Source organism: Variovorax sp. W1I1, assembly GCF_030815625.1.
Classification (GTDB): Bacteria; Pseudomonadota; Gammaproteobacteria; order Burkholderiales; family Burkholderiaceae_C; genus Variovorax; species Variovorax paradoxus_C.
Genome location: NZ_JAUSWZ010000001.1, coordinates 6,412,538 through 6,427,706 on the forward strand (window position 1 = coordinate 6,412,538; position 15,169 = coordinate 6,427,706).

A 15,169-nucleotide genomic window follows, 5' to 3' on the forward strand; every position below is an offset into this window, starting at 1 on the left:
GACGACACCCCGCGATGCAAACCGAACTCGCCCCCGAATTCCGCGACACCGACGAAGGCCGCGAAGCCGAAGCCATCCTGCGCAAGTGCGTGCACTGCGGCTTCTGCACCGCCACCTGCCCGACCTACCAGCTGCTCGGCGACGAGCTCGACGGCCCGCGCGGACGCATCTACCTCATCAAGCAGGTGCTCGAAGGCAAGACGCCGACGCGCAGCACGCAACTGCACCTGGACCGGTGCCTGACCTGCCGCAACTGCGAGAGCACCTGCCCGAGCGGCGTGCAATACGGCAACCTCGTGGACATCGGCCGCAAGATCGTCGACGAGAAGGTGCCGCGCCCCGCGATGGAATCGGCCAAGCGCTGGCTGCTGAAGGAAGGCTTGCCATCGCCGCTCTTCGGCCCGGCGATGAAGCTCGGGCAATCGGTGCGCGGCTTGTTGCCCGATGCGCTCAAGGCCAAGGTGCCGGCGAAGCAGGACGCGGGCGCCTGGCCCACCGCCACGCATGCGCGCAAGGTGCTGATGCTCGCGGGCTGTGTGCAGCCGTCGATGATGCCGAACATCAACAGCGCCACCGCGCGCGTGCTCGACGCGGCGGGCATCCAGGTCGTGATCGCGAAGGAGGCCGGCTGCTGCGGCGCGGTGAAGTTTCACCTCAACGACCAGGAAGGCGGCAAGGCGCAGATGCGCGCCAACATCGATGCGTGGTGGCCAGAGGTCGAGCGCAATGAAGTCGAAGCCATCGTGATGAACGCGTCGGGCTGCGGCGTCACGGTGCGCGAGTACGGCCACATCCTGCAGCACGACGCGGCCTATGCGGCGAAGGCGGCGTGCATCAGCGAACTGACACGCGACCTGAGCGAGCTGCTGCCCGATCTCGTGCCCGCGTTGAAGGCCCGCGTGCGCGCGCCCGAAGGCGTGGTCGCGTACCACCCGCCGTGCACGCTGCAGCACGGCCAGAAGCTGCGCGGCGGTGTCGAGACGCACTTGCGTGCGCTGGGTTTCGACGTGCGCGTGGCGATGAACGAATCGCACCTGTGCTGTGGCTCGGCCGGAACGTACTCGGTGCTGCAGCCCGAGCTGGCCTACCCGCTGCGCGACCGCAAGCTGGGGCACCTGAGGCAGCTGCAGCCCACCACCATCGCCTCGGCCAACATCGGCTGCATCACGCACCTGCAAAGCGGCAGCGGAGAGACGCCGGTGCGGCACTGGGTCGAGCTGCTGGACGCCGCGCTGGATCGCGGCCCGGGCGCGCAGGGTAGGGCCTGATCGCACAGCAGGGCAGGGCGTGGTCCGACTCGCGCGGCGGACGCTGGCGGCGCATCATGGCGGCACCGAATCTGCAAGGAGCCTGTGCCATGTCCCACGTTACCCAACTTCCGCTGCGACGCGTTCTGCTGGCCTGCGCTTGCGTGGCCGGTGCCGTGGCGGCTCATGCCCAGTCCGCCATGCCTGCGTGGCAGGGCGCCGGCCCTACGCGCTACGTCTGCGGCGGCATCGGCTCCGACGAATCGAACGCGATGCGCGGGGCCATGAAGGAGCATCCGCTCTCGCTGCTGTTCGCACGCGCCGACGGCGCCTACATGGCCAGCGTGGACGTCACGATCAAGGGCGGCGACACCAACTCGTCCGCTGCCATGGCCTTTCGCGCCGACGGTCCGGTGTGCCTGATCGACATTCCCGACGGGCGCTACACCATCGACGTCACCACGGCCGGCGGGCAGGCCAAGAGCCAGACGGTGACGGTGGGCGGCGGCGCGAAGACCGCCAGCTTCCGCTTCTGAAGAAGGCGTGAAGCGGGTGTTCAGCCCGCTGCGAGCGCCGCCTCGACGTCGCGCGTGAGCGAGGCGGGCGTGTCGAGCGGCGCATAGCGCTTGAGCACCGTGCCATCGCGCCCGATGAGGAACTTGGTGAAGTTCCACTTGATGGCGGTGAGGCCCAGGAGGCCCGGCTTCTCCTTGGTGAGCCACTGGTAGAGCGGCGCGGCGTTGCTGCCGTTGACGTCGATCTTCTCCATCATCGGAAAACTCACGCCGTAGTTCTTGGTGCAGAAGGCGCCGATTTCCTCGTTGGTGCCCGGGTCCTGCGAGCCGAACTGGTTCGACGGAAAGCCCAGCACCGCGAGGCCCTGGTCGGCGTACTTCTCGTGCAGCGCCTCCAGCCCGGCGAACTGCGGCGTGAAGCCGCATTTGCTCGCCGTGTTGACGATCAGCAGCACCTTGCCCTTGAAGGCGGAAAGCTTCACGGGCTTGCCGTCGATCTGGTTGGCCTCGAAGTCGTAGACGCTGGTCATGGGGGTGTTCCTCAGGTGGACGCAGAGGCGCGATCATCGCCCCGGGCCGGCGTTCGTGCAAACGCGGCCCAGACGGCGCCCAGCACGATCAGCGCGCCGCCCGTGAGGATGCGCGGGTCCATCGTGGAGGCGCCGAGCGCCACCGACGAGACGCTGGCGAACAGCACCTCCGACAGCATGATCACCGAGGTCGCGCTGGCCGCGAGCCGCGCCGCGCCGTATTGAAGACACACGTTGCCGATCACGAAACCCGCACCCAGCAGCACGGCCCAGCCGAGCCAGCCCGGCGTGGCCTGCAGAGGCGAAGCAATGGCGCCGAGCGAGGTGCCGACCAGCGCCGCGATGCCCGCCACGAAGGTGCAGCCGCAGAACATCGCGAGCGCACGCGATTCGCCCGGCGCGGGCCGCAGGTGGCGCAGCACGATGTTGGTCACCGCGAAGCTGAAGCCGGCCGCAAGGCCCAGCCAGTCGGGCAGGCTCGATGGCACCGGCCAGTCGGTGCCCGGCGCCTTGAGCACCACGACCACGCCGGTGAGCGCCAGCGCCACGCGCGCGAGTGCGCCGCCCGTGGGCCGCTCCCCCAGCAGCAACCAGCCCAGCAGCACGCTCCACAGCGGCATCAGATAGAACAGCAGCACCACGCGCATCACGTCGCCCTGCGTTACCGCCCAGTTGAAACCCACGTTGGTGAAGCCCGCCGCAAGGCCCAGCACCGCGAGCATCGGGTAGGCCGTGAAGCTCTTCCAGGCATGACGGCGCACGACGCCCATCACGGTCGCGATGGCCAGGTAGATGAGGCAAGTGGTCCACACCGGGTGCAGGCCGTGGCTTTCGATGTGGCGGAAGGGAAACCACGACAGCCCCCAGACGAAGGCGTTGAAGATCAGCGCGAGGGCGGGCATGGTGGCGTCGGGAGAAAAGGGGCTTCGGCGCTCGGCGCGCCGGCCGTCTCACCAACGCAGTCGCGCAAGGTCAGTGGTGTTTGTCGCTGCGGGCGATGGCCAGCAGGTGCTCGACTTCTTCCGGGTACTTCTTGAGGTTGTTCCCGTGCCAGCGCTTGATGAGCCACATGCACCCCGCCACCACGAGGCCGAAGGCGCTGATCGCACCGTAGGCCGAGAGGCCCAGCCCGGTGCACACGCTGTAGAAGCCGCCCAGCAGAAGGATGCAGGCCTGCTCGTTGAAGTTCTGCACGGCAATCGAACGGCCCGCGCCCATGAGGTTGTGGCCGCGGTGCTGCAAGAGCGCATTCATCGGCACAACCAGGAAGCCGCCCAGGCCGCCCAGGATGATGAGGAACGGCACCGCCAGCCACACGTTGCCGATGAAGTTCATGCAGATGACCATGAGGCCCATTGCGATGCCCATCGGGATCACGCGGGTGGCCATGTCCAGCCGCATGCGCATCGAGGCCACGATGGCGCCCACGGCCGTGCCGATGGTCACTACGCCAGTGAGCGCCGAGGCCTGCGTCGTGTTGTAGCCCAGCGCGAGCGAAGCCCAGGCCAGCACGATGTACTTGAGGTTGCCGCCCGCGCCCCAGAAGAGCGTGGTGGTGGCCAGCGAGATCTGGCCGAGGCGGTCGCGCCACAGGCGCGCATTGCAATGCCAGAAGTCGGGCAGCAGCGCGGCGAGGTTGCGTGCGAAGCCGTGCTCGGGGTTGGAGCGCAGCGGGCGCATCTCCACGCCGGTGTGCGGGATGCGCGTGTTGAACCAGGCGGCCAGCATGTAGACCAGGATCAGCACCGAGATCGCGGCCTCGGCGGGGGAATCGATGCCGGTGTCGATCAGCGGGAAGTCGAAGGCCAGCAAGTGGCTGGAGACCGCATGGCCCACCAGCGTGCCGCCCAGCACGATGCCCAGGAGGATGGAGGCAATGGTGAGGCCCTCGATCCAGCCGTTGGCCTTGACCAGTTGGGAGGCGGGTAGCAGTTCGGTGAGGATGCCGTACTTGGCCGGCGAGTAGGCCGCCGCGCCCAGGCCCACGATCGAATACGACAACAGGGGGTGCGAGCCGAACAGCATCATCAGGCAGCCGATCACCTTGATCGCGTTGCTGATGAACATCACCTTGCCCTTGGGCAGCGCGTCTGCAAACGCGCCCACCAGCGGCGCGAGCACCACGTAGAAGACCGCGAAGATCGGCACCAGTGCCGCGCGCTGCCATTCGGGGGCGCCCGAACTTCGCATGAGATCGACGGCAACAACGAAAAGCGCTTGGTCGGCCAGCGACGAAAAGAACTGGGCCGACATGATCGTGTAGAAACCGCGCTTCATCGATGGGCTGGCTGGCCAGAGGGGTCTGCTGGCGGTAGTGAAAAAGTGTCGCGTCCGGAGCGAATGGGCGGTTATAGCATGGGGGTACGACGTGGAAATGGGCATCCCTTCCGTATTCGACCCCATTCCCGGAAATGCTAAAACGTGGTCTGAACTTACCCCCAGTCCGCCTGCAGCCTGCCCAGAGCACCCCATGCCGCGCCCCATTCTTGCCACCGTCCACACCGCCGCCCTTCGCAACAACCTGGAGCGGGTCCGCCGTTCGGCGCTCGACGCCCGTGTCTGGGCCGTGGTCAAGGCCAATGCCTATGGCCACGGCATCGAGCGGGTCTATGAAGGCTTGCGCGGCGCCGACGGCTTTGCGCTGCTCGACCTGGCCGAGGCCGAGCGCGTGCGCGCCCTGGGCTGGCGCGGCCCCGTGCTGCTGCTGGAAGGCGTGTTCGATGCGCGCGACCTGGAGCTGTGCTCGCGACTGGACCTCTGGCACACCGTGCATTGCGACGAGCAGATCGACATGCTCGCAGCGCACAAGACCCTCAAGCCGCAGCGTGTTTTCCTGAAGATGAACTCGGGCATGAACCGCCTGGGCTTCACGCCCGAGCGCTTCGGCTCGGCCTGGACGCGGCTCAACGCACTGACGCAGGTCGACGAGATCTCGCTGATGACGCACTTCAGCGACGCCGACGGCCCCCGCGGCATCGCGCATCAGCTCGAAGCCTTCGAGCGCGCCACGCGCGACCTGCCGGGCGAGCGCTCCATTGCCAACAGCGCAGCCACCCTGCGTCACGCCGACCAGACGCGCGGCGACTGGGTGCGCCCCGGCATCGTGCTGTACGGCAGCGCCCCCGACTTTCCGTTGCACGACGCGGCGCACTGGCAACTGCAGCCCACGATGACGCTCTCGACCCAACTGCTCTCGGTGCAGACGCTCAAGGCCGGCGACACCATCGGCTACGGCTCCAACTTCACGGCCGAAGGGCCGCTCACCATCGGCGTGGCAGCGGTCGGCTACGCCGATGGCTATCCGCGCCATTGCAACACCGGCACGCCGGTGCTGGTGAACGGCGTGCGCACCCGCATGGTGGGCCGCGTGAGCATGGACATGATCACCGTCGACCTCACGCCGGTGCCCGATGCGAAGTTCGGCGCCGAGGTCACGCTGTGGGGCCGCTCCGCTTCGACGGGCGCGGTGCTCCCCATCGACGAAGTCGCGCAGGCCGCGGGCACCGTCGGCTACGAGCTCATGTGCGCCGTGGCCCAGCGCGTGCCGTTCGCTGCTCCCACCGACGAATGAAGATCCTTTCCAACTGGCGCTCGGTGCGCCTTTGGGAAACGGAGGTCGAGCGCGACCTGCACCGCAACCACAGCCTGCGCACGCACGGCATCCTGATCGGCACGTTCACGCTCCTCCTGATGTGGGGCGTGTCGGCGCTGCAGATGCACCTGCTGCATGTGGATTCGTTGGCGGTTCGTTATTTCCTCACGCTGGGCGTGGGGTATCTGGGCTACCTGCTGGTGCTGCGCTGGTGGGCTCGGCGGCTGGTGGAGGACGGCGTTGGCGCCAACCTGGACATGGGCGCCGGCGACGTGGTGGATGCCGGTGAATTCGCTTTGGACGTTGCCGGCAGCGTAGGCCGTGCCAGCCGCGCGAGCGGTGTCGGCGATGCCGCCGACATGGCAGGCGGTGCGCTGGAACTCGCGGGCGCTTCCGACGAAGGCGCGATCATCGTCGTGCCGGTGGTCGCTATCTTCCTGATCTGCGTGGCCGTGCTGTTCGGCGTCGGCTCGCTCGTGCTGCTGTATTTCAGCTGGGACGCGCTGCTGGCCGTGGCGATCGAGGTGGCGTTTTCTTATGTATCGGCCCGCGCCGCGGTGCGCGTGGCGCGCGAAGGCTGGCTCATGGCCGCCGTGCGCCTGACCTGGAAGCCGCTGCTCGGCGCGCTGATTTCCGCGGTGATCCTCGGCGCGTTGCTCGACCACTTCATGCCACAGGTCAACTCGCTGCCCGAGGCGGTCCGCGTCTTGCTGAAGACGCACTGAGCTTTTTCTCGGGGCCGGTGGCCAGCGCATCGAGCAGGTAATCGATGAGCACCCGGCACTTGGGCACGGTGAAGCGGCTGGGCGGATAAAGAATCCACGCGTGTCCGCGGTAGTTGCCCTGGAATTCCCAGCCGGCCAATACCTGCACGACGCGGCCACTCTCCAGCGCCTCCTGCGCCATGAAGGCCGGCACGCACGCCACGCCCAGGTCCGCGAGTGCGGCTTCGAGGCGCACCTCGCTGTGGTTCGAAACGTAGCGACCCCGCACCACGACCTCGGCTTCTTCCACATCGCCCTGCCTGAAGCGCCAGTGGTTGTCGCGCTCGTGCTCGCCCAGCGACAGGCAGCTGTGCGCGACCAGATCGCGGGGATGCGCAATCGCCTCGTGTTGTTCCAGGTAGCGCGGCGAGGCGCAGAGGATGTGGGCGACCGGCATCAACTGCCGCGCCACCAGTCCCTCGGGCGGCTCGGTCGTCAGGCGCACCACGAGGTCGACGCCTTCGCGGATCGGATCGATGTCGCGGTCCTGCACGATGAGCTGCACATCCACTTCGGGGTAGCGCCGCAGGAAGTCGAGGATGTGCGGATGCAGCACCCGACGCGCGAACGCCTTCGGCGCGCTGATGCGCACCAGCCCGCTCGGCTTTTTCGAGAACCGCTGCGCGATGTCCATCGCGCCCTGCGCCGCCGCGACCAGTTCGCGGCAGCGCGCGAAGGCTTCGGCACCGGGCTCGGTCAGCCGCAGCTGGCGCGTCGTGCGCTGCAGCAGCTGCACGCCGATTTCCTTTTCGAGCCGCTTGACCTGCCGGCTCGCGGCCGACGGCGTCATGCCCAGCAGGTCGGCCGCGGCGGAGAAGCTGCCGAGTTCGGCGACCCGCAGGAAGGTCACCATCTCGGGCAGCACTTTGAGAAATGAATTCGTTCCCACGGCGCAAGGGTCCTGTTCCGGCCGATGGCTGTTCGGCGTGTGTGATGCCCTGAACAATCTTTTTCTTTCTTGTTCATGGACGGCGGCCGACAGTATGGATTCAAAGCAAGTGCAGGCCATCGCGCCAGCCACGTGGGAGGCGAGGAGGTGGTGGTCCGGCATCGGCGCCGCCGAGGTCATGCTGCTGCTGGTGGCGGCCGTGTGGGGCGGCAGCTATGCGGTCGCCAAGCAGGTGACGCAGCAACTGCCGGTGATGGAGTTCATCGCGCTGCGCTTCGGGCTGACCTTCGTCGTGCTGTTGCCGGCGCTTCGGCCCTTGTTCAATGCGCGGTGGCGCCAGGGACTCGCGGTGGGCGGGCTGCTCGGCGCCAACCTGCTGGCGATCTTCGTCTGCGAGACCTTCGGCGTGTCGCTGACCACGGCGAGCAACGCCGCGTTCCTGATCAGCCTGTGCGTGGCGCTCACGCCGTTCGTCGAGTGGTGGCTGCTGGGGCAGCGCCCGGCGCAACGCATCTTCTGGGCCGCGGGCCTGTCGGCGGTGGGAGCGGCGATGCTGTCGGCCACCTCGCCCGCCAACATCGCCGTGGGTTGGGGCGACGCGCTGATGGTGCTCGCGGCGTTCCTCCGCGCCGTGATGGTGTGCATGACGCGACGACTCGCCGGCCACCACACGATGCCGGCCCTCACGCTCACCGCGGTGCAGTCGGGCGTGATGGCGCTCGGTGCGATGGCGATATCGCTCGTCGCCTCCGGCGGCGCCTGGCACATGCCGCCCGCAACGGCTTCCTTCTGGTGGGGCATGGCGTACCTCGTGCTGCTGTGCACGGTGTTCGCCTTCTTCGCGCAGAACCATGCGGCCTCGCGCTCGAGTCCGAGCCGGGTGTCGCTGCTGATGGGGAGCGAGCCGGTGTTCGGTGCGCTGATCGCGGTGTATGGATTCGGGGAAACGGTCGGGGTGTGGGGATGGGCCGGCGGGTTGCTGATCGTGGCGGCAGCGTGGTGGGTGACGATGCCGCAAAAGCTTGAGGCACGGCCGCCAATTCCGTGAACTTGTAGCCGTGCGGCGTCGAACAGCGCCCTTCGTCCAATGACAATGCCGGCCGGAGGAAAGCAGCTCACATGATCTCGACGCACAAGACCCGCGCTGCATTCACTGCTTGCGGCATCGCGATGGCAACCCTTGGCTTCTCGGCGCATGCCGCAGAGCCGGATGTGCCGGCGCCACCCGCCCCGCCCGAGAAGTTTGGGTGAGCGCGGCGCCGCTCAGTACAACCCAAGCTGCCGCGTCCTCAACCGCGCGAGCCCCAGCAACGCATCGGTGAACGGCGTCGCCACCCCGGTCAACTCGCCCAGCTCGCGCACCACCGTCACCAGCGCATCGAGTTCCACCGAGCGCCCGGCTTCCACGTCCTGCAGCATCGAGGTCTTGAACGCGCCGAGCTTTTTCGTCACCTCGTGACGGTCTTCGGGGCTCTGCGTGATCTCGATGCCGATGCGTCGGCCGATCTCCTTGGCCTCCAGCATCACGGCCGAGATGAAGCCGCGCACGTAGTCGTCGCCCATGATGAGGTCGGTGGTGGCACCGGTCAGCGCGCTGATCGGGTTCACCGTCATGTTGCCCCAGAGCTTGAACCACACGTCCTTCTGGATCTGCGGCGACAGCGTGGTGTTGATGCCCGCGCGGGTCAAGAGGTCGACCAGCGCCTGCACGCGCGGCGTGGCCTCGCCCGAAGGCTCGCCGACGATCAGCCCGTTGCCGAAGTGATGCCGCACCACGCCCGGCCCGTCGAGCGAGCAGCTTGCATGCACCACGCAGCCGATCACGTTGCGGGCCGGAATGGCCTTCGCGATCGCGCCATCGGGGTCGACCGCGGCCAGCCGGCGGCCGGTGATTTCGCCGCCGAAGCCGCCTTCGAGAAACCACCACGGCACGCCGTTCATCGCGACCAGCACGATGGTGTCGGGTCCGATCAGCGGCCCGATGCGTTCGGCCACGGCCGCCAGCGCGGGCGCCTTCACGGCGATGACCACCAGGTCCTGCACGCCGAGGGCGTCAGGATCGGCCACTGCGTTGACGGGGACGCGCGTGCGCACGTCGCCGCGCATCAGCGAAAGGCCGTCGCGTTGCAGCACCTCGAGCGTCGCGCCGCGTGCCACCACATTGAGCCGTTCGCCGGCCTGCGCGAGGCCGGCACCGATCCAGCCGCCGATGGCGCCGGCGCCGTAAATACAAATCTTCATGGGAGAGGCCGTCTCGATCTTTTCAGTTTCTGTAGCTCGGGTCGATGCGGTCGACCTGCCGCACCAGTGCATTGAACACGTCCTGGCCGGCGCCGTGCGCGGGGCTGAACTGCAGCGCATCGCGCGTGCAGCGCTCGGCGATTTCCTCGCTCACCGGAATGGCCGCGCCCATCGAGAAGGTCGCCATCTGGATCTCGCAGGCGCGCTGCAGCGTCCACAGGATCGCGAAGGTCTGCGGCAGCGTCTGGCCCCAGGCCAGGAGGCCGTGGTTGCGCAGGATCACCGCGTTGCGGTTGCCGATGCTCTGGAGGAGGCGCGGGCCTTCGTCGGCATGGATCGTGATGCCCTCGAAGTCGTGGTACGCCACCATGCCGTGCAGCTGGGCGGTATAGAAGTTGGTCTGCTGCAGGCCGCCCTCGAGGCACGCCACGGCCACGCCGGCCGTGGTGTGGGTGTGCATCACGCAGTGCGCGCCGGGCAGGCCGTCGTGAATGGCCGCGTGCACCGTGAAGCCGGCGGGGTTCACCGGGTAAGACGAACCATCGAGCACCTTGCCCTGCAGGTCGATCTTCACGAGGTTGCTGGCCGTCACCTCGCTGTAGTGAAGCCCGAAGGGGTTGATGAGGAACTGCTTCTCGCCACCGGTCACGCTGTCGGGCAGCCGCACCGTGATGTGGTTGTAGATCATCTCGACCCAGCCCAGCATCGCGAAGACGCGATAGCAGGCCGCGAGTTCTTCGCGCGCGGCGCGCTCGTCGGGGTGGATCGAGGGATGGACCAGCGCCGAAGGCGTCGAGGTCGCGGTGGCGAGTGGGGTGTTCATTGCAGTTCCTTCATACGGTTAACCCTCCGCGGTGAAGCCGACCTCTTTCACGATCGGCGCCCACTTGGCGGTGTCTTTCTTCAGCAGCTCGGTCAGCTCGGCGGGCGTGGAGGACATGGCGTCCAGCCCGAAGGTGCCCAGGCCGTCGATCACGTCCTTTTGCGCGAGCGCGTTCTTCATCGCGGTGTTCAGGCGCGCCACCAGCTCGGGCGATGCCTTGGCCGGCAGGAAGAAGGCGAACCACTCGCTGTGCGCCATGTCCTTGATGCCCTGCTCGCCGAAGGTCGGCACATCGGGCGCGAAGCGGCTGCGCTTGGCACCCGAGACGCCCAGGATGCGCACCTTGCCCGACTGCAGATGTTGGGTGATGTCGCCGATCGGGCCCGACACGGCCGAGATGTTGCCGCCCAGGAGGTCGAGCATCGCCGGCTGCGTGCCGCGGTAGGCGGCGTGCTTGAGTTCGACGTCGCCCTTCTTGCCCAGCAGCGCGCCGATGAAGTGCGGCGTGGAGCCCGCGGCCGGCGAGCCGAAGTTGGCGCCGGCCGGGTTGGCCTTGGCCCAGGCGAGGAACTCGGGCACGCTCTTCACGCTGGCCGGCACAGACGGGCCGACGGCAAAGCCGAAGTCGAAGATGCAGCCGATGCTTACCGGGGTGAGGTCCACCATCGGGTCGTACGGCAGCTTCTTGTAGATGTGCGGATAGATCGTGAGGATCGAGGTCGGCGTCTGCAGGATGGTGACGCCATCGGCCGGCCGGCCCTTCACGTAGGTGACCGCGATCTGGCCGCCTGCGCCGGTGCGGTTCTCGACCACCGCCGCCTTGGCGTATTCGGGGCTGAGCTTCTGCGCGAGGCGACGGCAGATGGTGTCCGAGGTGCCGCCGGCCGCGAAGCCGGTGACGATGGTCGCGGTCTCGATGCCCGCTTGCGCGTAGGCCTGCTGGCCGATGCTCGCAAGCAGCGCCGAGGCGCCGGTGGTCTGAAGGATCTGGCGGCGTGTGAAGCTCATGATGGGTCTCTCTCCGGGTGGTGGTGGTTCGTGAGCGCGTATTTTTCCAGCAAGGCATGGGGCGGGACCCCCGCGTTTACCTCACGTTTTGAAAGCCGCGACACGTTTTCCTCGACCGGCGAGTTCGCTGTCAGAACATTCCGTTCTTGTTGGCGGCGGTTTCGGGCACGGGCTGCACCACATCCCAGTGTTCGACGATCTTTCCGTTCTCCAGCTTGAAGATGTCCACGATGGCGCTGCCGCGCGTGCCCGGCTCGCGCACCGCGTTCACATGCAGGATCACGTAGTCGCCATCGACGAAGGAGCGCTTGATCTCGCTGCGCGAATTCGGAAACTTCTCGCGCAGGAAGGCGATGAACTTGCGAAAGCCCTCGGGGCCGTCGGCTGCGGTGGGGTTGTGCTGCACGTAGCGGTTGCCGACGTACTGCAGGGCCGCGTCGGCGTCCTTCTGGTTCAGACCCTTCTCGTAGAAGGCGAGCACCGTCTGGCGGTTGGCTTCCTGCCGTGCCTGGGCGATCGGACTGCCGCCCGGTTGTGCGCAGGCTGCGAGGAAGAGGGTGGCCGTCGCGACAGCGGCGGCCAGGATCATGCGTTTCATCTGGAGCTCCCGGTGTGAAAGGATTTCAGTAGCCGTTGGGCGTGACAGCACTCGCGGTGCCCGCGGCGTTCTTGTATTTCGCCGCCAACTGCTTCGCCGCGGCGGTGAGCACGATGGTGTCCACCCCCACGGCCACGAACAGCGCACCGGTCGCGAGCCACTTGCGCGCCTGCTCCTCGGTGGTCGAGAGAATGCCCGGCGCCTTGCCGGCTTTCCGGATGCGCGCGATGGCATCGGCGATCACGGCCTGCACCTCCGGGTGGTTGGGCTGGCCCACGAAGCCCATCGATGCCGACAGGTCGGCCGGTCCGATGAACACGCCGTCCACGCCCGGTGTCGCCGCGATGGCATCGAGGTTCTTCATCGCCTCGACCGTCTCGGCCTGCACCAGGAGGCAGGTCTGTGCATTGGCTTCGTGCAGGTACTGCGGATAGGCCTGCCAGCGCGAGGCACGCGCGAGTGCACTGCCCATGCCGCGGATGCCCTCGGGCGGATAGCGCATGCCCTGCACCATGCGCGCGGCCTGCTCGGCCGTATCCACCATCGGCACCAGCAGCGTCTGCGCGCCGATGTCCAGGTACTGCTTGATCAGCGTGGTGTCCCCCGTCGGAATGCGCACCACCGGATGCGAGCGCTCCGATTCGGGCTGCGCCGACCACGCGCTCGAAATGCCCTGCAACTGACCGAGCACCGAGCGCACGTCGTTGGGCGCGTGCTCGCCGTCGACCAGCAGCCAGTCGTAGCCGCAGCCCGCGAGGATTTCCGCGACGTAGCCATCGGCCAAGCCGACCCAGAGGCCGATCTTTTGCTGGCCGGCCTGCATCGCTTGCTTGAAGGTGTTGATGGGGGTTTGCATGAGCGTCTTTATTTCAGACAAGGCGGAACGAGATCGCGCCGAGAGGGCCGTAGTCGGCGTGGAAGGTGTCGCCCGGCAGCGCCGTGGTCGGCCGCGTGAAGGAACCCGCCAGCACCACTTCACCGGCTTCGAGGTGTTCGTCCCACGGCGCGAGCTTGTTCGCAAGCCACGCCACGCCGGTGGCCGGGTGGTTGAGCACCCCCGCGGCCACGCCCGTTTCCTCGATCACGCCGTTCTTGTAGAGGAGCGCGCTCACCCAGCGCAGGTCGACCGCATCGGGCTTCACCGGCCGCCCGCCCATCACGATGCCGGCGTTGGCCGCGTTGTCGGAGATGGTGTCGAACACCTTGCGCGGCGCCTTGGTGTGGCGGTCGAACTGCTCGATGCGCGCATCGATGATCTCGATGGCGGGCACCACGTAGTCGGTGGCGGCGAGCACGTCGAAGATGGTCACGCCCGGGCCTTGCAGCTTCCTGCCGAGGATGAAGGCCAACTCCACCTCGATGCGCGGCGCGATGAAACGCGTGAAGGGAATGTCGCCGCCCTGCTCGAAGAACATGTCGTCCAGCAGCGTGCCGTAGTCGGGCTCGTCGATCTGGCTGGACTGCTGCATCGCGCGCGAGGTGAGGCCGATCTTGTGGCCCTTCACCGTGCGGCCCTCGGCGATCTTGTGCTTCACCCATGCGCGCGAGACGGCGTAGCCGTCTTCGACGGTCATCTCGGGAAAGCGCTTGGAGAAGTGCTCGACCTGCACGCGCGACTTCTCGCTCTCGTGCAGCTCGGCGGCCAGCTTGGCAATGGTGTCGGAAGAGAGCATGGAGGCCTTCGCTCAGGTCTTGTTGAACAGAGGATGCAGGTTACTGTGCTTGCCGTCGTAAACCTGCCCCGGGCTCTCGTCGATCTGCAGCGTGATGCCGATGTGGCGCTTGTCGAAGATCGCCGCGAAATGCGCGCGCACATCGGCCAGCAGTTCGTCGCCGGCCTTCTTCTTCACCGCTTCGGAGCGCCCCGCGGCCATGCGGATGTTGAGGTAGACGAAGGCGTAGTCGGCCTTGCCGTCGGCCACCGCATAGTGCGCGGCGGGGTAGGCCAGCACGCGCGTGCCACCGATGGGGAACACGGGCTTGTCCGCCTCGTCGCGTTGCTTCAGCATCGTGTCGGCGAGCGTGCGGCACAGGGCCGACATGTCGGTCTCGGCTTCGATGTTGGGCGTGTAGAGGATCACCAGGTGCGGCATGTCGCTGTTCTTTCTTCTTTCGTTCAGGCCACCGACATGACGGCGGCCGTGCAGGTCACCGCGAAGATCGGGATGGCCTTCATGTGGAAGATCTCGCCCTTGCCGCGCGCGGCCGCGGCCACGCTCAGGAAGGTGCGGATCTCGAAGCCGCCCTGGCCCGCTTCGCGGTAGGTGGCCTCGTCGTTGTAGTCGCCTTGCGAGAGCAGCGCCTCGCGGTCGTTGGCGCACCAGCGGCGCATGAACTCGGCGTCCCACTCGGCATTCACCTTGCCAGAATCCGGCGTGGCCGGCCAGTGCGAGATGCCGCCCGTGCCCACCAGCGCGATGCGCTCTGGCGCCTTGTCGCAGGCGCGGCGCAAGGCTTCGCCGAAGGCCCAGGCGCGGTGCAGCGGCGTGAGCGGCGGGCCTTGGCAGTTGATGTTCACGGGGATGACCTTGGTGTCGAACCGCGGCGTGAGGAAATTCAGCGGCACCATGATGCCGTGGTCGAACTTCCACTCTTCCGCGTAGGCCACGTCCACCGTCTGCATCACCTCGCGGATCAGGCGCTGGGAGAGCGCGGCGTCGCCGGGCACTTTCGTTTTCTCGATGCCCAGCCACTTCGGGTCCTCGATCGGACCCTCGTAGCTGTCGGCCATGCCGATGGCGTAGGCCGGCATGTTGTTCATGAAGAAGTTCGCGAAGTGCTCGGCGGCGATGACGATCACCGCATCGGGCTTCGTCGCGCGCATCGCCTCGCCGAAGCGGTGGAACTGCGCGTGGAACTCGTCCTTCACCGCCGCGTCGGCGAGATGCGCGCGGCCCGTGATGCCGGGGGCGTGGCTGCACACGCCTGCGAATACGAGACTCATCTCGATGCCCGCCCGGCC

17 protein-coding genes are annotated in these 15,169 nt (G+C 67.4%); 5 read left to right on the forward strand and 12 right to left on the reverse strand.

Annotated features, from left to right (window positions below; translation table 11 throughout):
* Positions 1-14 precede the first annotated feature (14 nt).
* Together glcF and QFZ83_RS29860 are read left to right on the forward strand one after the other, a co-directional pair.
* Positions 15-1,268 (forward strand): glycolate oxidase subunit GlcF, encoded by a 1,254-nt coding sequence (gene glcF, locus QFZ83_RS29855; RefSeq protein WP_307511978.1) that lies wholly within the window; start codon positions 15-17, stop codon positions 1,266-1,268.
* 89 nt (positions 1,269-1,357) lie between these two features.
* On the forward strand, positions 1,358-1,783 hold the full coding sequence (locus tag QFZ83_RS29860; RefSeq protein WP_307511980.1) for a carboxypeptidase regulatory-like domain-containing protein: 426 nt from the start codon (positions 1,358-1,360) through the stop codon (positions 1,781-1,783).
* A 20-nt stretch (positions 1,784-1,803) separates the two neighbouring features.
* On the opposite strand, the gene QFZ83_RS29865 is transcribed toward QFZ83_RS29860, so the two are convergent.
* From QFZ83_RS29865 to lplT, 3 genes are all read right to left on the reverse strand, one after another.
* Complete coding sequence (locus QFZ83_RS29865; RefSeq protein ID WP_013538698.1) at positions 1,804-2,292, reverse strand: glutathione peroxidase; 489 nt, start codon at positions 2,290-2,292, stop codon at positions 1,804-1,806.
* An 11-nt stretch (positions 2,293-2,303) separates the two neighbouring features.
* Positions 2,304-3,194, reverse strand: a complete 891-nt coding sequence (locus QFZ83_RS29870; protein ID WP_306880952.1) for a DMT family transporter — start codon at positions 3,192-3,194, stop codon at positions 2,304-2,306.
* Between the two features lie 70 nt (positions 3,195-3,264).
* Entirely contained in the window at positions 3,265-4,569 is a 1,305-nt protein-coding gene (gene lplT / locus QFZ83_RS29875; protein ID WP_307511982.1) for a lysophospholipid transporter LplT, read from the reverse strand.
* Between the two features lie 193 nt (positions 4,570-4,762).
* Here lplT and alr point away from each other — a divergent pair, with 193 nt between their 5' ends.
* Positions 4,763-5,863: an alanine racemase gene (gene alr, locus QFZ83_RS29880; protein WP_307511984.1), complete on the forward strand. Its 1,101-nt coding sequence runs from the start codon at positions 4,763-4,765 to the stop codon at positions 5,861-5,863.
* Complete coding sequence (locus QFZ83_RS29885; protein ID WP_307511986.1) at positions 5,860-6,609, forward strand: hypothetical protein; 750 nt, start codon at positions 5,860-5,862, stop codon at positions 6,607-6,609. Before alr ends, QFZ83_RS29885 begins: the two co-directional genes overlap by 4 nt.
* Here QFZ83_RS29885 and QFZ83_RS29890 read toward each other — a convergent pair.
* A complete protein-coding gene (locus QFZ83_RS29890) occupies positions 6,563-7,537 on the reverse strand; it encodes a LysR family transcriptional regulator (RefSeq protein ID WP_307511988.1) in 975 nt (324 codons plus the stop codon). The two genes, QFZ83_RS29885 and QFZ83_RS29890, sit on opposite strands and share 47 nt — an antisense overlap.
* A gap of 94 nt (positions 7,538-7,631) precedes the next feature.
* Here QFZ83_RS29890 and QFZ83_RS29895 point away from each other — a divergent pair, with 94 nt between their 5' ends.
* Positions 7,632-8,585, forward strand: coding sequence for a DMT family transporter (locus tag QFZ83_RS29895; RefSeq protein ID WP_307511990.1), 954 nt, complete (start codon positions 7,632-7,634; stop codon positions 8,583-8,585).
* Between the two features lie 215 nt (positions 8,586-8,800).
* On the opposite strand, the gene QFZ83_RS29900 is transcribed toward QFZ83_RS29895, so the two are convergent.
* From QFZ83_RS29900 to QFZ83_RS29935, 8 genes are all read right to left on the reverse strand, one after another.
* On the reverse strand, positions 8,801-9,778 hold the full coding sequence (locus QFZ83_RS29900; protein ID WP_307511992.1) for a 2-dehydropantoate 2-reductase: 978 nt from the start codon (positions 9,776-9,778) through the stop codon (positions 8,801-8,803).
* A 22-nt stretch (positions 9,779-9,800) separates the two neighbouring features.
* The gene (locus tag QFZ83_RS29905) at positions 9,801-10,601 is read right to left on the reverse strand and encodes a class II aldolase/adducin family protein (RefSeq protein WP_307511993.1); all 801 of its coding nucleotides are present in this window, start codon (positions 10,599-10,601) and stop codon (positions 9,801-9,803) included.
* A gap of 18 nt (positions 10,602-10,619) precedes the next feature.
* A complete protein-coding gene (locus QFZ83_RS29910) occupies positions 10,620-11,609 on the reverse strand; it encodes a Bug family tripartite tricarboxylate transporter substrate binding protein (RefSeq protein WP_306880957.1) in 990 nt (329 codons plus the stop codon).
* 130 nt (positions 11,610-11,739) lie between these two features.
* Positions 11,740-12,207, reverse strand: a complete 468-nt coding sequence (locus QFZ83_RS29915) for an ester cyclase (RefSeq protein ID WP_307511994.1) — start codon at positions 12,205-12,207, stop codon at positions 11,740-11,742.
* Between the two features lie 25 nt (positions 12,208-12,232).
* Positions 12,233-13,063, reverse strand: a complete 831-nt coding sequence (gene hpaI, locus QFZ83_RS29920; protein ID WP_307511996.1) for a 4-hydroxy-2-oxoheptanedioate aldolase — start codon at positions 13,061-13,063, stop codon at positions 12,233-12,235.
* 13 nt (positions 13,064-13,076) lie between these two features.
* Positions 13,077-13,880, reverse strand: a complete 804-nt coding sequence (gene hpaH / locus QFZ83_RS29925) for a 2-oxo-hept-4-ene-1,7-dioate hydratase (protein WP_307511998.1) — start codon at positions 13,878-13,880, stop codon at positions 13,077-13,079.
* A 12-nt stretch (positions 13,881-13,892) separates the two neighbouring features.
* Positions 13,893-14,300: a 5-carboxymethyl-2-hydroxymuconate Delta-isomerase gene (locus QFZ83_RS29930; protein WP_307511999.1), complete on the reverse strand. Its 408-nt coding sequence runs from the start codon at positions 14,298-14,300 to the stop codon at positions 13,893-13,895.
* Between the two features lie 23 nt (positions 14,301-14,323).
* Positions 14,324-15,151 carry an extradiol ring-cleavage dioxygenase gene (locus QFZ83_RS29935; RefSeq protein ID WP_307512001.1) on the reverse strand — a complete coding sequence of 276 codons (828 nt, stop codon included), beginning with the start codon at positions 15,149-15,151 and terminating at the stop codon, positions 14,324-14,326.
* Between the last annotated feature and the right edge of the window lie 18 nt (positions 15,152-15,169).

Excerpts from the sequence above, each read along its gene's own strand:
- QFZ83_RS29915 (WP_307511994.1), bottom strand. The coding sequence starts at position 12,207 with ATGAAACGCATGATCCTGGCCGCCGCTGTCGCGACGGCCACCCTCTTC.
- QFZ83_RS29910 (WP_306880957.1), bottom strand. The coding sequence starts at position 11,609 with ATGAGCTTCACACGCCGCCAGATCCTTCAGACCACCGGCGCCTCGGCG.
- QFZ83_RS29860 (WP_307511980.1), top strand. The coding sequence starts at position 1,358 with ATGTCCCACGTTACCCAACTTCCGCTGCGACGCGTTCTGCTGGCCTGC.
- QFZ83_RS29935 (WP_307512001.1), bottom strand. The coding sequence starts at position 15,151 with ATGAGTCTCGTATTCGCAGGCGTGTGCAGCCACGCCCCCGGCATCACG.
- QFZ83_RS29905 (WP_307511993.1), bottom strand. The coding sequence starts at position 10,601 with ATGAACACCCCACTCGCCACCGCGACCTCGACGCCTTCGGCGCTGGTC.
- QFZ83_RS29900 (WP_307511992.1), bottom strand. The coding sequence starts at position 9,778 with ATGAAGATTTGTATTTACGGCGCCGGCGCCATCGGCGGCTGGATCGGT.
- hpaH (WP_307511998.1), bottom strand. The coding sequence starts at position 13,880 with ATGCTCTCTTCCGACACCATTGCCAAGCTGGCCGCCGAGCTGCACGAG.
- QFZ83_RS29865 (WP_013538698.1), bottom strand. The coding sequence starts at position 2,292 with ATGACCAGCGTCTACGACTTCGAGGCCAACCAGATCGACGGCAAGCCC.
- QFZ83_RS29895 (WP_307511990.1), top strand. The coding sequence starts at position 7,632 with ATGGATTCAAAGCAAGTGCAGGCCATCGCGCCAGCCACGTGGGAGGCG.
- lplT (WP_307511982.1), bottom strand. The coding sequence starts at position 4,569 with ATGAAGCGCGGTTTCTACACGATCATGTCGGCCCAGTTCTTTTCGTCG.
- QFZ83_RS29870 (WP_306880952.1), bottom strand. The coding sequence starts at position 3,194 with ATGCCCGCCCTCGCGCTGATCTTCAACGCCTTCGTCTGGGGGCTGTCG.
- QFZ83_RS29885 (WP_307511986.1), top strand. The coding sequence starts at position 5,860 with ATGAAGATCCTTTCCAACTGGCGCTCGGTGCGCCTTTGGGAAACGGAG.
- hpaI (WP_307511996.1), bottom strand. The coding sequence starts at position 13,063 with ATGCAAACCCCCATCAACACCTTCAAGCAAGCGATGCAGGCCGGCCAG.
- QFZ83_RS29930 (WP_307511999.1), bottom strand. The coding sequence starts at position 14,300 with ATGCCGCACCTGGTGATCCTCTACACGCCCAACATCGAAGCCGAGACC.
- glcF (WP_307511978.1), top strand. The coding sequence starts at position 15 with ATGCAAACCGAACTCGCCCCCGAATTCCGCGACACCGACGAAGGCCGC.
- alr (WP_307511984.1), top strand. The coding sequence starts at position 4,763 with ATGCCGCGCCCCATTCTTGCCACCGTCCACACCGCCGCCCTTCGCAAC.